This window comes from Arthrobacter sp. JUb119 (assembly GCF_024807995.1).
Lineage (GTDB): Bacteria > Actinomycetota > Actinomycetes > Actinomycetales > Micrococcaceae > Glutamicibacter.
Genome location: NZ_JANUFE010000001.1, coordinates 136553 through 149223, shown reverse-complemented (window position 1 = coordinate 149223; position 12671 = coordinate 136553). Strand labels below are relative to the sequence as shown.

Below are 12671 nucleotides of genomic sequence, written 5' to 3'. Positions count from 1 at the left end.
GGTGGATAGTCCCCGGGCATGATGCGCACAGATTCTTAAGTCTAGCCTAGAGTGGCGCGAATCCGAAATGGTGTGGTAAGAGAAAAGCGAGCGTCGTTCGTCACACCTTGGACACCGCAGATTCGCTGAATTTCGGGGTTTTGGTGCTGCCATCCAGTTGGGCAACTGGTCGCTTGCGGCGGCATCAGGGTGCCATTCGAGGTCGCCCATGCGCCGCCGTGGATGAAAAGCGGCTGAATCGCCAAAAGTGAAATTATTTTTCGGTCAGCCCTGGGCAGCTCCAGCATCCGGCCGTCACCGGCAGGAATCATTGCTCAGCGACGGAATTCGACCGTGGCGCTCACCGCAAGATGATCCGAGCCGTCGATGATGTGAGAAGAAGAGCCCGTGATGGACAGGCCCTTCGCCACGATATGGTCAATGCCGATCAATGGCGGGAAGCTCCGGCCGGCTGGCCAGGTCGCGCGGGGCCAGACTCCATCAGCCTGCGCATACCCGTCCCCCAGGGCACGGAATCCTGGATGGGAGCGAACGGAGTTGAAGTCGCCAGCAAGGATAACGGGATGATCCCGCTGCTGATTCGACCAGTCGATGACTGCTTCCAAGCCCTGGCTCCATCGTTGCGCATCGCCAACCGGCGGATAGACATGGATGCCGGCCACTCGCACGACCCCACCGGGTGCCTGCACATCGGCAACCGGCAAGGAGTACCAACCGGTGTCCGCTGAATCCAGATCGGAGGAGCGTTCCTGCAATGGGTACTTTGAAAAAATCACGGTATCCCGTTCTCCCCCGGCGGGTGCCTCTTGGCTCCGATAGCCAAATCCATCCAGCGCGTCCAGCCCTGCGAGTTGCTGGTGCATTGGTTCGCTGGTTTCAACAAGGACGAGAATCTGCGGATCCGTGTCCCTGATCAGTTCAGCGAGCTGCGCCGGATTCGCTCCTGCCTTCAGGGCATTGAACGATAGGAGAACCAGCTCGGAGCTGCCGTTTCCGGTCTGGCCAGCGGGAGAGCTCCATTGCACGTTGGGCAGTGTACCGCAGAGCAGGAACACCAGCACGAACCCGCTGATGAGCCATAGCTTGCGCAGTAGCCCGATAACCAGAACCACTGCCGGGAAGAGCAACAGATATGGCTGGAATGCCTGAAGCTTGGGAATCAATCCTGCACCGGGGAAACCCAGATACGGGAGTATGCCAATAGCTAGGGAAGCAACAAGAAGCGTACCCATAGGCCATCCCAGGGAAGGTTTTCGGGCACGCGTCATCGTCATCATCATCCGAGCCTATTCGAAGCAGATGACAATTCCGGCAAGGACACTTCCGCCTAGGTACGATAGCGGCTCGATGCGATTGCGACTGCCCTTGGCTTCTTCATGACTGCTGCGAGGCCCACTGCGCGACGCGCTGGGCGCTCTCTTCCAGCGACAGGTCTTCCACCCTGGACATGATGGACCAGCGCACACCGAAGGGATCCAGAATCGAAGCGAAGCGGTCACCCGAGACGAAGTTGCCCAGTGGTTCTCGGATACTGGAACCGGCAGCCTCGGCCCTTGCCACCACCTCATCTGCGTTTTCGCAGTAGAAACCCAAGGAATAGCAGGCATTCGGCGAAGCTGGCGGGCTGACTAGTCCGTAGGCCGGCGAAGGTTCCCCGATCTGCAAACGGCCATTGCCGAATGCAATTTCTGCATGCACGACAACGCCTCCCATTTCGGTGGAATCTACCATTGTCGCACCGAATACTTCTTCATAGAATCCCAGCGCTGCCCTTGCGTTGGGCACAGCCAAGAATGGCGTCAGACTGGTGAATCCATGAGGGACACCGGCAGTTGTATGCATTCCCGTCACACCTTGCGTGACTTCATCTTGATTTTCCATGTCCCTAGGCTAAGTCTGTGTGGCACGCTGGTTCTTGTAGATATGCGACAACCTGCACGGGTGGTAGAGGCCATGGAATCAGCACCGGATCCGCGAGGCGTTCTCTATCCTGCCCGGCTACCGGCAATCGAGCGATTCTCCCCCGGTCCAGGACTGCAGGAATTGGTCTCCTGGTTTTGGCTGGTGGATTGGAACATCGCGCCCGGACGTACCTCACGGCAAGAACTCCTGCCCTTTCCGCAAATGAATCTGGTCATTGAGCCAGAAGGCATTACGCTATCCGGCCCGGCCAGCGGCGCTTCGCACCGCGACCTGTCCGGGAGCAGTTGGGCAGTCTCCGCCTTGTTGCGCCCAGCGGCTGCGCAGGCTCTCAATGTGTCCCCCGCAGAGTTGCTGGACCAGGAAATCCAGTTCAGCGCACCTGGGCTGCTGGCCTCGATAACAAGGATGAAGACTCAACCCGGCCACGGGAACTCCGGTTCGGCCTGTGCCGAGCTCTTCGATTCGTGGCTCACCGCTCACCTTCCAGCAGCCACAAGTTCTGGCCTCCAAGCTAATAAGCTGCTCGACACCGTCGCAGCGGAGCGCGGAATCGTAAGGGTCTCCCAACTGGCCCATCGCTTGTCGCTCAGTACACGCAGTCTGCAACGGATTTCGGAAAGGTATTTGGGACTGGCTCCGCTGGCGGTGATTCGGCGGTACCGTTTGCAAGAGGCTGCTCATCGGCTGCGCGCAGACACTGCAGTTTCTATCGCTGGCATCGCAGCGGAAATGGGGTATGCGGATCAAGCCCACCTAGCGGCAGACTTCCGCAAAGTCTTGGGCTACTCCCCTGATACCTATCGAAAGGGCCGGACCTAGTCTGGCAGTACCGCCGCCACGGCACTGATTTCAACCAGCGCACCTGGCACACCGAGCTTCGCGACGAAGGCTGCAGACACCAGGGGTGGTTCAGTGGCTGCCAACTGTTCGCCTATGGCTCCATAGACGCTGATGACGTCGGTTCCTTCCACCAGCAGCACGTTCCACTGCACAACATCCTGGAATCCCGCGCTGGCCGCCGCCAGTACGAGCTTGGCGTTTCCCAGTGCCTTGGTCGCCTGCGTTGCGGCATCCCCGGCTCCGATCAGCTGCCCTGTGCCGTCTACAGCGTTCTGCCCGCCAACATAGATAGTCGTGGCACCCGGCGGGACGATGGCTACGTGGCTGAAAACTGGGGAGTTGACAAGGCCAGCGGGACGCAGTTTCCTGATCTGTTCCATAGTCCAGTGTGGCATTTTATTCACTGCTTTTTAAGACAGAAATGCCCCGAACTCTTCTTGCGAAGTGTTCGGGGCATTCTTCAATCACGAGATCCGTGAAATCGAAGCGAAAGCTTACTTAGCCTTCTCCACGATCTCAACGAGACGCCAGCGCTTGTCAGCAGACAGCGGGCGGGTCTCAGCGATGACAACCAAGTCGCCGATGCCGGCGTCGTTGTTCTCGTCGTGAGCCTTCACGTTCTTGTTGCGACGCATGACCTTGCCGTAAAGGGCGTGCTTAACACGGTCCTCAACGTCTACGACGATGGTCTTCTGCATCTTGTCAGATACCACGTAACCACGGAGGGTCTTGCGGTCGTTACGCTCGGTAGCGTTATCCACACCGTTCTCCTTCTCGCTCATTACTTGGAATCCTTCTTGGTTTCTTCAACCGGAACAACGACATCCTGACGAATGCCCAGCTCGCGCTCGCGCAGCACAGTGTAAATGCGTGCAATATCGCGCTTGATGGTCTTCAGGTTCCCGTGGGAATCCAGCTGGCCGGTAGCCGACTGGAAACGCAGGTTGAACAGTTCTGCCTTGGCCTTCTTCAATTCCTCGTTCAAACGAGCGGTATCGAAGCCGTCCAGGGACTCAATGCTAAGGTCTTTCGAGCCGATAGACATCCCTATTCACCACCTTCACGACGCACGATGCGTGCCTTCATTGGCAGCTTGTGGATTGCAAGACGCAATGCCTCTTTAGCTACCTCTTCACTGACGCCACCGAGTTCAAACATGACTCGTCCTGGCTTTACGTTGGCGACCCACCACTCCGGCGAACCCTTACCGGAACCCATGCGGGTTTCGGCAGGCTTCTTGGTAAGCGGACGGTCTGGGTAGATGTTGATCCAGACCTTACCGCCACGCTTGATGTAACGGGTCATGGCGATACGAGCGGCTTCGATCTGACGGTTAGTCACGTAAGCCGGGGTCAACGCCTGGATGCCGTACTCACCGAAAGCAACGGTGGTACCGCCCTTGGCAGCACCCGAACGCTTTGGGTGGTGCTGCTTGCGGAACTTCACACGACGTGGGATAAGCATTTAAGCCTGTCCTCCTTCCGCAGCCGGAGCTGCAGCGCCCTTGCGATCGTTACGACGACGGCGTTCGCCGCCACGTGGACGGTCGTTGCCGCCACCGCGGCCGCCACGAGCTGGAGCAGCAGCTTGCTGTGCAGCCAGTTCCTTGGCGGTTACGTCACCCTTGTAGATCCAGACCTTCACGCCGATACGGCCGAAGGTGGTCTTGGCTTCGAACTTGCCGAAGTCGATGTTCGCGCGCAGGGTGTGCAGTGGCACACGGCCTTCGCGGTAGAACTCCTTGCGGGACATTTCTGCGCCGCCAAGTCGACCGGAGCACTGAACGCGGATGCCCTTGGCACCAGCGCGCATTGCCGACTGCATTGCCTTCTTCATCGCACGGCGGAAAGCCACGCGGGAAGCAAGCTGCTCGGCGATGCCCTGGGCGACCAGCATGGCCTCCATGTCAGGGTTCTTGACCTCGAGGATGTTCAGCTGAACCTGCTTCTTGGTGAGCTTTTCCAGCTCGCCACGAATACGGTCAGCTTCTGCACCGCGACGACCAATGACGATACCTGGACGTGCAGTGTGGATATCCACACGTACGCGGTCACGGGTACGCTCGATCTCGACGCGGGCGATGCCAGCGCGATCCATGCCGTTAGACAGCAGGGCGCGGATCTGGACATCTTCCTTCACGTAGTCAGCGTAACGCTGGCCTGGCTTGCTGGAATCAGCGAACCAGTGGGAAACGTGATCGGTGGTGATGCCGAGACGGAAACCGTTCGGGTTAATCTTCTGTCCCATTTAGTTCTCCCCACCCTTCTGCGTGGTTGAAACAACCACAGTCACGTGGCTGGTGCGCTTCTTGATCTGGAATGCGCGACCCTGTGCACGCGGCTGGAACCGCTTCATGGTCGGACCTTCGTCAACAAACGCTTCGCTGATAAACAGCTCGTCCTCATTGAATGCTTCACCTGCGCGGTCCGCGGCGGCACGGGCGTTAGCCACTGCCGATGCGACAACCTTGTATACCGGCTCCGAAGCTGCCTGTGGGGCAAACTTCAAGATGGCCAGTGCTTCGTTGGTCTGCAGACCACGAACAAGGTTGACGACGCGCCGGGCCTTCATAGGCGTTACGCGGATGTGACGCGCAATTGCCTTGGCTTCCATTGCTATCCTTCTCTCGTCTATCGAAGAAGTGCTAAGCGATACTAGTACCCTTGCGGGGCCTAGCGGCGCTTGCCCTTCTTGTCGTCCTTCACGTGGCCACGGAACGTACGGGTTGGGGCAAACTCTCCGAGCTTGTGTCCAACCATCGATTCGGTTACGAACACAGGAATGTGCTTGCGACCGTCGTGTACGGCGATGGTGTGTCCCAGCATGTCCGGGATGATCATCGAACGGCGGGACCACGTCTTGATGACGTTCTTGGTGCCCTTATCGTTTTCAGCAACGACCTTTAGGAACAGGTGCTGATCGACGAAGGGGCCTTTCTTCAGGCTGCGTGGCATGTTTCCAGGCTCCTATCGCTTGTTCTTGCCGGTCTTGCGGCGACGCACAATGAGCTTGTCGCTTTCCTTGTTTGGACGACGGGTGCGTCCCTCACGCTTACCGTTAGGGTTGACCGGGTGACGACCACCGGAGGTCTTGCCCTCACCGCCACCATGTGGGTGGTCAACTGGGTTCATGACAACACCGCGAACGGTTGGGCGTACGCCCTTCCAGCGCATACGGCCGGCCTTGCCCCAGTTGATGTTGATCTGCTCAGCGTTGCCAACTTCGCCGATGGTTGCGCGGCAGCGCACATCAACGTTGCGGATTTCACCCGAAGGCAAACGCAGCTGGGCGTAGCGGCCCTCACGGGCTACCAGCTGGATCGATGCACCAGCGGAACGAGCCATCTTAGCGCCGCCGCCTGGGCGAAGCTCAACAGCGTGAATCACGGTACCAACCGGGATGTTACGCAGTGGCAGGTTGTTGCCTGGCTTGATGTCGGCGCTTGCGCCGGCCTCAATTGGGTCACCCTGCTTGAGGTTGTTCGGTGCGATGATGTAGCGCTTGGTGCCGTCCACGTAGTGGAGCAGTGCGATACGAGCGGTACGGTTCGGGTCGTACTCGATGTGAGCGACCTTTGCCGGAACGCCGTCCTTGTCGTGACGACGGAAGTCGATAACACGGTAGGCGCGCTTGTGTCCGCCACCCTTGTGACGGGTGGTGATCTTACCGGTGTTGTTACGGCCGCCTGACTTGGTCAGGGGACGAACCAACGACTTTTCCGGAGTCGATCGGGTGATTTCTGCGAAGTCGGCTACCGACGAGCCGCGAAGGCCCGGGGTAGTCGGCTTGTACTTACGAATTCCCATTATTAATATTCCTCGTTAAAGTGGTCTCCGCTTAGGAAAGCGGACCGCCGAAGATGTCAATCGAGCCGTCCTTCAAGGTGATGATGGCGCGCTTGGTGCTCTTGCGCGATCCCCACCCGAAGCGGGTGCGCTTGCGCTTACCAGCTCGGTTGATGGTGTTTACGGAGTCAACCTTGACGTTGAAGATCGCTTCAACGGCGTACTTGATTTCCGACTTGTTGGAGCTTGGTGCCACCTCGAAGGTGTACTGACCTTGATCGATCAGACCGTAGCTCTTTTCCGATACGACAGGTGCGATGACCACGTCGTGTGGAGCCTTTGAGAACGCGCTCACTTGGCTTCCTCCTTCTGGACCAGGGCATCGAAGGCAGCCTTGGTGAAGACTACGTCATCCGAAACCAGAACATCGTAGGTGTTCAGCTGGTCGACGTACAGAACGTGCACATTGACGAGGTTGCGAACCGAAAGGGCTGCAACATCGTTGGCGCGATCGATGACGACAAGCAGGTTCTTGCGCTCGGTGAGCGAACGCAAGGTAGCCAGAGCATCCTTGGTCGAAGGCGTTTCGCCAGCAACCAAGTTCTCAATCACGTGAACGCGATCGAAGCGTGCGCGATCAGACAGGGCGCCGCGCAGTGCAGCAGCCTTCATCTTCTTCGGGGTACGCTGCGAGTAATCACGTGGGGTTGGACCGTGGACAATGCCACCGCCGGTCATGTGCGGAGCACGGATCGAACCCTGACGGGCGCGGCCGGTACCCTTCTGCTTGAACGGCTTGCGACCTGCACCCGAAACCTCGGAGCGGTCCTTGGTCTTGTGGGTACCCTGGCGGGCAGCAGCAAGCTGTGCAACGACAACCTGGTGCAGCAGCGGGACGTTGGTCTGTACGTCGAAGATCTCTGCAGGCAGTTCGACGTTAAGTGCCTTAGTCATTTACTTATGCTCCCTTCACGGCGTTGCGTACGAGAACGACGCGGCCGCGGGCGCCTGGAACGGCACCCTTGATCAGCAGGAGGTTCTTCTCAGCGTCGATAGCGTGAATGGTCAGGTTCTGAGTGGTAACACGCTCAGCACCCATGCGACCAGCCATCTTCTGTCCACGGAAAACGCGACCTGGGGTCGATGCGCCGCCGATGGAACCTGGCTTACGGTGGTTCTTGTGAGCACCGTGCGATGCGCCAACACCGTGGAAGTTGTGACGCTTCATAACGCCGGCGAAGCCCTTACCCTTCGAGGTGCCTACGACGTCGACCTTCTGGCCGGCTTCGAAGACCTCTACGGAAAGTTCCTGGCCTGCGGTGTACTCGGCAGCGTCTGCAGTGCGCAGTTCTACCAAGTGGCGACGTGGGGTGACGCCAGCAGCCTCGAAGTGACCAGCCAGTGGCTTGGTGACCTTGCGAGGATCGATCTGGCCGTAGCCGATCTGAACTGCGGTGTAGCCATCGCGCTCTTCGTTGATGAGCTTGGTGACAACGTTGCTATCAGCCTGCACGACGGTGACAGGGATCAGGTTGTTGTTCGAATCCCAAACCTGGGTCATGCCGAGCTTCGTGCCCAGCAGGCCCTTGAAATTACGGGTTGCGGTCATAGTTTTCTCGCCACCTCCCCTTAAAGCTTGATTTCGATGTTGACATCCGCTGGCAGGTCGAGACGCATCAGCGAATCAACAGCCTTCGGGGTCGGATCGACGATGTCGATCAGACGCTTGTGCGTGCGCATTTCGAAGTGCTCACGGCTGTCCTTGTACTTGTGTGGCGAACGGATAACGCAGTACACGTTCTTCTCCGTTGGCAGCGGCACTGGGCCGACTACGGTTGCGCCTGCGCGCGTGACCGTCTCAACGATCTTCCGGGCCGAAACGTCAATGACCTCGTGGTCATACGACTTCAGCCGGATGCGGATTTTCTGTCCCGCCATGGCGTCATGCCTCTTTCTGTTAGCACTATCTAAAGTTTCTGTGCCTATATACGGGTCCTTGCAGACCGGCACGCCTTGCTCTGCGGCTGAATCCGGATCAGATCCGGGTTCCTCACCCGCAGGAGGCTCCGACCCCCGCGCTCGGGCGTGTCGTGAAATTTTCAGTCACAACACTCCCACAAAGTTTTCACTTTATCGAAGGGCCTTATAGTTTGAAGCAGTCGTATCGATCCCGAACCCCAGGCATTATCCTGCGTGAGAGTCGATCCCGGTCGTTCAAACCAGACCGGTTACCCCATAAATGGGGACCGGGTTGCATTGAAGCAACTTATCTAGTCTGACAGGTCGGCAACGATCGCGCAAATCTTTTATGCCTATCCGCGCCCGTGATCTTGACCTCACACCTGGCGCGGCCCGTCCTGCCCGGACGGCTCCTGCCCCGCGGGGATCGGTGGATCAACAGGGTTTTGCGGCCTCACCGGCAGCGAATTCTGCTTGTCGACCTTCACCAGCTTGAAGACCGCGGCCGCAATCAGCCCCAAGCCAATGACCACCAGCCAGAGGAATGCCAAATCGCGCAGGAACCACAAGACGGACAAGGTGATAGCCGCCGCACCCCACCAAATGAACAGCCGCTCCCCCAGCTTCAAGCCCCAGGCCACCAATCCACCGAAGAAGACCAGGCCGATCGCCTGCGCAACACCATTGGATTGGACCAGTGCGGCGAGCAAGGCCAGGCTGCCGGCCACCGAGGCGGCCAGCAGGTATGTCCTCTCCAATCGCGCGTTGGCCCTGATATTGCGCCACGCGACCAGCACTACTGCAACAATGCAGGCGTAGGCCGCCAGGTTGCTGGCCCGCGGTGTGCCAAGGATCTGGGCATAGCTGCCCAGCGCCAGCAGCGCTCCCACGAGGATGAAGCCGTCCACCGCGTAGGGCACCAGCCGCCGCGGAAGTTCAAAGAGCCGCACCAGCACCGTAACGCCGAAGACCAGCAGCGCTCCGCCGGCCACCTGCCAAATCGCACCGCCATCCAGATGGGCGATGCCACCGGCCAGCAACAGGGCCAGGAGCATTGCCGCGAAGTACAAGCGCGAGGCGCTGCCGGGCGGATCGGCATGAAGGTAGCCGAATTCCGGATAGCCGGGAATTGGGTCCTTCATTCGCCCGTGGAAGATTGCCAGCAGGTACAGCGCGAGGCCCGCGCCAACCAGCGCCCATGCGGCATCCATCGGTGCTAGCACCACTGCCCCACCGGCTTGCCGCACCTCGAAGACTGCACGCAGGATAGCGACGCACAGCATGATGGCGGCTCCGGCCGCGTACCAGGCGCTCTTTCGCGTGTGCACCAGCAGGATGAAGCCGAGGGCCAGCAGCAGGTGCGCACCCACTGCCCACCACGACCCCGCCTGCCACGCGGCGGCCCACGCCGCCGGAAGGAAGATGGCCAGGCCCAGGGCTATCGAGTACGACTTGTTGGCGCGCAACCGCCATTCAAGCACGAGTGCCGCCAGGCTCAGGGCCAGCAGCATGGCGCAAGCAACCTGGGAACTCCACCACGTAGAGCGGACCCATCCGGTCGCATCTTCCATGGCCAGTGCCGGAATGCTGATCAGCAGGATCAGTGCCAGGATCGGGGCAAATAGATAGAGCTGTCGCTTGGCCACCGTCAAGCTGGTCTCGGCCTTGAACGCGGCCAGCCCGTGCAGCCCGAAGAATAAGCAGGCCAAGAGGATCGTTCCCCGATCCATGCCGCCCGCGAACTGCCCGTAGGCCAGCGTCGCCACTGGAATGCCAGCCAGCAGTCCCACTGCCATCCAGCGCAATTCCCGGCGCAGTGCTTTGCCGTCGCGGATGCTAGCCAGCAAGCGGAGCAGCTGCGGGACGGCTATCGAAACCAGCAGCAGGCAGAACCGGCCGTGGATGTCGAATTCCATGCTGTAGGCAATCCACCACACCATGGAACTGAAGAGCACTTGGGCCAACGCTGCATAGAGGATCTTCCACCGCGCATTGGTGCTGCGGCGCAAGCTCCAGATGAAATAGCCCAAGGTTGCCGCCCCGATGAGGATTGCCAGCGGCCAGATCTCCTTGCCGAAGCTGAGCGCATAAAGCCCCATCAGCAGGCAGGCCGCAGCGACGTTGATCGGCTGTTCCAGCTCGGGGCGCTGTGCAGGAATATCGCGAAGCCGCCAACCCGAGGCAATGACCAGGCCAACTGCGAGCACAAGGCCAGTGATGAACCACGCCAGCCCGCCGATACCCAGGAACACCACGGTGCTTTCGCTGGCGTAGGAATAGTCGCCAGCGATTGTCAGCAGGCGCAGGCTGAAGAGCAGCACCACGCCAAGCAAAGCCGAAGCGCCCACCCGTCCCAGCCGGTGCCCCTGCGCCATGCCGGAATCCAGCACGGCACGGCTCGCCAGATTCGCCGCCCACAAGATGAACAGCACGAAGAGCACCGCAATCAACGGGGATGAGCCGTCAGGATTTCCATAGTCCCCAGCCGTGAGCTCATCAAGCGCAGCACCAAGCACGCCTGCGCCAACCAGGGTAACGACCCAGCGCGCATGGAGCGTCATTTCCCTGCGCAGGTTCCGGGCGTTGCGCTGAGCCAGCGAAAGCCCGAGCAGGGCCAGGGCGAATACCACCAGCGGGCGCCAACTGTGGTTCTGCATATCTACCAGCGCCACCAGGGGAAGAACCGCGATGACTCCAACTTCCAGCTTGGCGCTGCGCAGCAAGCCGGGAATGCCCAGCGCCATGAAGATCGGAACCGCGATGTAGCTGAGCACGAAGGCCTCGAAGCCCTGCGCGTAGAGAAACGCGCCGATCACCGAAGCCACCGCTAAGCACCACAGCACCGCACGTTCACTTTGCAGGTGCCTGCGCGCCAATCCCAGCCTCTGCTGGTAGCCGGTGGAGCAGAGCAATACCGCTACGGCTTGGAGCCCGAAGGCGAAGGCGAGCACCAGCCAGCTGCTCGTTGCGGAGAAACCGAGGTAGTTGCAGCCGGCCACGAGCATCGCCATGAAAGCAGCGCGGGCAGCGTAGGTGCGCAGCAGCCGCAGGTTGGGCAGCAGCCTGACGCTGAGCAGCAACTGGGCGGTGAGCAACGCGAAGATCCAGAACAAATCCCGGCTGGCGAGCATCTCCAAGAGGATCACCGACAACGCAAAGACAAACGCAGGCAGCAGCTGCGCGGTGCCGTGCAGGGCCCGGAAGAAGATTGAGTGGCGGATCCTTTCGCTGCGTACCGCCAAGAGCATCAGCGCAATAGAGAGCACCAGCAGGATCAGCATGTAGTACAGGACGCCACGCTGCATCGCGGCCGCGCCGGCCATGGCGGTGCTGACCAGAATCAGCACGGCAACCCACGCCAGAACACGGGACTTGAACGTCAGTGTTGCGTAGCCTACGGCTAATGTGCCGATGGCTGAGAAAACCAGCCAGGTCGCCGGGCCGGATATGTTCACCGTGCTGTAGGTAGCGATGGCGCACAGCGGCAACAAAGCCAGCCCGGTGCCGGCAAAGGCGGCTCCTGCCGGACGCAAGGACGGTTTCACTGCGAAGGTGACCAGGCCTCCGCCGTAGAAAGCGGCAGACAGCAGGAATAAGGCGATGAGCTTTGACAGTGGCGGAAGCGCGAAGCTCAGGAAGAGTGCGCCGGCGGCAACGATCATCAGGGCCGCGACGTACAGTGTGATGTTGATGTTGCGCAGTTCGCGCTCGCGTTTGGTGAGCACCTTGATTGGCTTAACCGGTGCAGCAGGCTGGAGGGTGGCCGTGGGGAGCGGCGCGCGGTACGCGCGGGCAGCACCGGCCGCCCCTGGCTGGAGGTATGGCTGGCTGGAAGGTGCCATCGATGCGGCCGGCGCTGCATCTTTGCGGCTTGCAGGCTGCGCTTCGAGCGGCTGTGCGGGGACCCCCGGCGCTTGGGCAGCAGCCGGTGCCGAGGCACCCGGCGGCCCGGGTTGCCCCAGGTACTTCACTGCCTCGTCGTAGCCTTGCTGCCACGCTTCGCCCAGCGCATCAAGCTGCTGCTGGCTTTGTGATTTATCCCGACTCCCCTGGCGCCGGCCGAGGCCGAAGGCCAATAGGACCAAGATGATAGAAACGATGATCCAGCCCATCATTGATGCCACTCCCCCACTTAGCGAATTGTCGCGCCCTCCAATTAGACCA

16 protein-coding genes are annotated in these 12671 nt (G+C 60.2%); 1 reads left to right on the top strand and 15 read right to left on the bottom strand.

Translation table 11 applies throughout. The annotated features are described in order from the left end of the window. Window positions 1–314: 314 nt before the first annotated feature. Both M2368_RS00745 and M2368_RS00740 read right to left on the bottom strand, forming a co-directional pair. Window positions 315–1232 carry an endonuclease/exonuclease/phosphatase family protein gene (locus M2368_RS00745; protein WP_498723909.1) on the bottom strand — a complete coding sequence of 306 codons (918 nt, stop codon included), beginning with the start codon at window positions 1230–1232 and terminating at the stop codon, window positions 315–317. A 142-nt stretch (window positions 1233–1374) separates the two neighbouring features. Next, complete coding sequence (locus M2368_RS00740) at window positions 1375–1881, bottom strand: VOC family protein (protein ID WP_332730658.1); 507 nt, start codon at window positions 1879–1881, stop codon at window positions 1375–1377. 72 nt (window positions 1882–1953) lie between these two features. On the opposite strand from M2368_RS00740, the gene M2368_RS00735 reads away from it, so the two are divergent. Beyond that, entirely contained in the window at window positions 1954–2742 is a 789-nt protein-coding gene (locus tag M2368_RS00735) for a helix-turn-helix domain-containing protein (RefSeq protein WP_332487148.1), read from the top strand. On the opposite strand, the gene M2368_RS00730 is transcribed toward M2368_RS00735, so the two are convergent. The 13 genes from M2368_RS00730 to M2368_RS00670 all read right to left on the bottom strand — a co-directional run bounded on the left by M2368_RS00730 (window position 2739) and on the right by M2368_RS00670 (window position 12622). Next, a complete protein-coding gene (locus M2368_RS00730; RefSeq protein WP_442904071.1) occupies window positions 2739–3158 on the bottom strand; it encodes a RidA family protein in 420 nt (139 codons plus the stop codon). The two genes, M2368_RS00735 and M2368_RS00730, sit on opposite strands and share 4 nt — an antisense overlap. Window positions 3159–3257: 99 nt before the next feature. Next, the gene (gene rpsQ / locus M2368_RS00725) at window positions 3258–3545 is read right to left on the bottom strand and encodes a 30S ribosomal protein S17 (protein WP_105657660.1); all 288 of its coding nucleotides are present in this window, start codon (window positions 3543–3545) and stop codon (window positions 3258–3260) included. Beyond that, window positions 3545–3808 carry a 50S ribosomal protein L29 gene (rpmC, locus tag M2368_RS00720; protein ID WP_105657661.1) on the bottom strand — a complete coding sequence of 88 codons (264 nt, stop codon included), beginning with the start codon at window positions 3806–3808 and terminating at the stop codon, window positions 3545–3547. Before rpmC ends, rpsQ begins: the two co-directional genes overlap by 1 nt. Window positions 3809–3810: 2 nt before the next feature. Then, entirely contained in the window at window positions 3811–4227 is a 417-nt protein-coding gene (gene rplP, locus M2368_RS00715; RefSeq protein ID WP_105657662.1) for a 50S ribosomal protein L16, read from the bottom strand. Continuing rightward, window positions 4228–5010: a 30S ribosomal protein S3 gene (gene rpsC / locus M2368_RS00710; RefSeq protein WP_013349682.1), complete on the bottom strand. Its 783-nt coding sequence runs from the start codon at window positions 5008–5010 to the stop codon at window positions 4228–4230. Beyond that, on the bottom strand, window positions 5011–5376 hold the full coding sequence (gene rplV, locus M2368_RS00705; protein WP_013349683.1) for a 50S ribosomal protein L22: 366 nt from the start codon (window positions 5374–5376) through the stop codon (window positions 5011–5013). Window positions 5377–5435: 59 nt separating this feature from the next. Further along, window positions 5436–5717, bottom strand: a complete 282-nt coding sequence (rpsS, locus tag M2368_RS00700; RefSeq protein ID WP_013349684.1) for a 30S ribosomal protein S19 — start codon at window positions 5715–5717, stop codon at window positions 5436–5438. Between the two features lie 12 nt (window positions 5718–5729). Beyond that, window positions 5730–6569 carry a 50S ribosomal protein L2 gene (gene rplB, locus M2368_RS00695; RefSeq protein WP_105657663.1) on the bottom strand — a complete coding sequence of 280 codons (840 nt, stop codon included), beginning with the start codon at window positions 6567–6569 and terminating at the stop codon, window positions 5730–5732. Window positions 6570–6600: 31 nt separating this feature from the next. Beyond that, window positions 6601–6903 carry a 50S ribosomal protein L23 gene (rplW, locus tag M2368_RS00690; RefSeq protein WP_013349686.1) on the bottom strand — a complete coding sequence of 101 codons (303 nt, stop codon included), beginning with the start codon at window positions 6901–6903 and terminating at the stop codon, window positions 6601–6603. Then, window positions 6900–7502: a 50S ribosomal protein L4 gene (rplD, locus tag M2368_RS00685; protein WP_105657664.1), complete on the bottom strand. Its 603-nt coding sequence runs from the start codon at window positions 7500–7502 to the stop codon at window positions 6900–6902. The genes rplW and rplD overlap by 4 nt, the downstream gene beginning before the upstream one ends. A 4-nt stretch (window positions 7503–7506) precedes the next feature. Then, a complete protein-coding gene (gene rplC / locus M2368_RS00680) occupies window positions 7507–8157 on the bottom strand; it encodes a 50S ribosomal protein L3 (protein WP_013349688.1) in 651 nt (216 codons plus the stop codon). 20 nt (window positions 8158–8177) lie between these two features. Beyond that, window positions 8178–8486 (bottom strand): 30S ribosomal protein S10, encoded by a 309-nt coding sequence (gene rpsJ / locus M2368_RS00675; protein ID WP_013349689.1) that lies wholly within the window; start codon window positions 8484–8486, stop codon window positions 8178–8180. Between the two features lie 398 nt (window positions 8487–8884). After that, complete coding sequence (locus tag M2368_RS00670) at window positions 8885–12622, bottom strand: hypothetical protein (RefSeq protein WP_498723908.1); 3738 nt, start codon at window positions 12620–12622, stop codon at window positions 8885–8887. Between the last annotated feature and the right edge of the window lie 49 nt (window positions 12623–12671).

Bases quoted from the DNA above. Each gene is read 5' to 3' on its own strand.
- rplB (WP_105657663.1), bottom strand. From the start codon at position 6,569: ATGGGAATTCGTAAGTACAAGCCGACTACCCCGGGCCTTCGCGGCTCG.
- rplD (WP_105657664.1), bottom strand. From the start codon at position 7,502: ATGACTAAGGCACTTAACGTCGAACTGCCTGCAGAGATCTTCGACGTA.
- rplC (WP_013349688.1), bottom strand. From the start codon at position 8,157: ATGACCGCAACCCGTAATTTCAAGGGCCTGCTGGGCACGAAGCTCGGC.
- M2368_RS00735 (WP_332487148.1), top strand. From the start codon at position 1,954: ATGGAATCAGCACCGGATCCGCGAGGCGTTCTCTATCCTGCCCGGCTA.
- M2368_RS00745 (WP_498723909.1), bottom strand. From the start codon at position 1,232: ATGGGTACGCTTCTTGTTGCTTCCCTAGCTATTGGCATACTCCCGTAT.
- M2368_RS00730 (WP_442904071.1), bottom strand. From the start codon at position 3,158: ATGCCACACTGGACTATGGAACAGATCAGGAAACTGCGTCCCGCTGGC.
- rpsJ (WP_013349689.1), bottom strand. From the start codon at position 8,486: ATGGCGGGACAGAAAATCCGCATCCGGCTGAAGTCGTATGACCACGAG.
- rplV (WP_013349683.1), bottom strand. From the start codon at position 5,376: ATGGAAGCCAAGGCAATTGCGCGTCACATCCGCGTAACGCCTATGAAG.
- rpsS (WP_013349684.1), bottom strand. From the start codon at position 5,717: ATGCCACGCAGCCTGAAGAAAGGCCCCTTCGTCGATCAGCACCTGTTC.
- rplP (WP_105657662.1), bottom strand. From the start codon at position 4,227: ATGCTTATCCCACGTCGTGTGAAGTTCCGCAAGCAGCACCACCCAAAG.
- rpmC (WP_105657661.1), bottom strand. From the start codon at position 3,808: ATGTCTATCGGCTCGAAAGACCTTAGCATTGAGTCCCTGGACGGCTTC.
- M2368_RS00740 (WP_332730658.1), bottom strand. From the start codon at position 1,881: ATGGAAAATCAAGATGAAGTCACGCAAGGTGTGACGGGAATGCATACA.
- rpsC (WP_013349682.1), bottom strand. From the start codon at position 5,010: ATGGGACAGAAGATTAACCCGAACGGTTTCCGTCTCGGCATCACCACC.
- rpsQ (WP_105657660.1), bottom strand. From the start codon at position 3,545: ATGAGCGAGAAGGAGAACGGTGTGGATAACGCTACCGAGCGTAACGAC.
- M2368_RS00670 (WP_498723908.1), bottom strand. From the start codon at position 12,622: ATGATGGGCTGGATCATCGTTTCTATCATCTTGGTCCTATTGGCCTTC.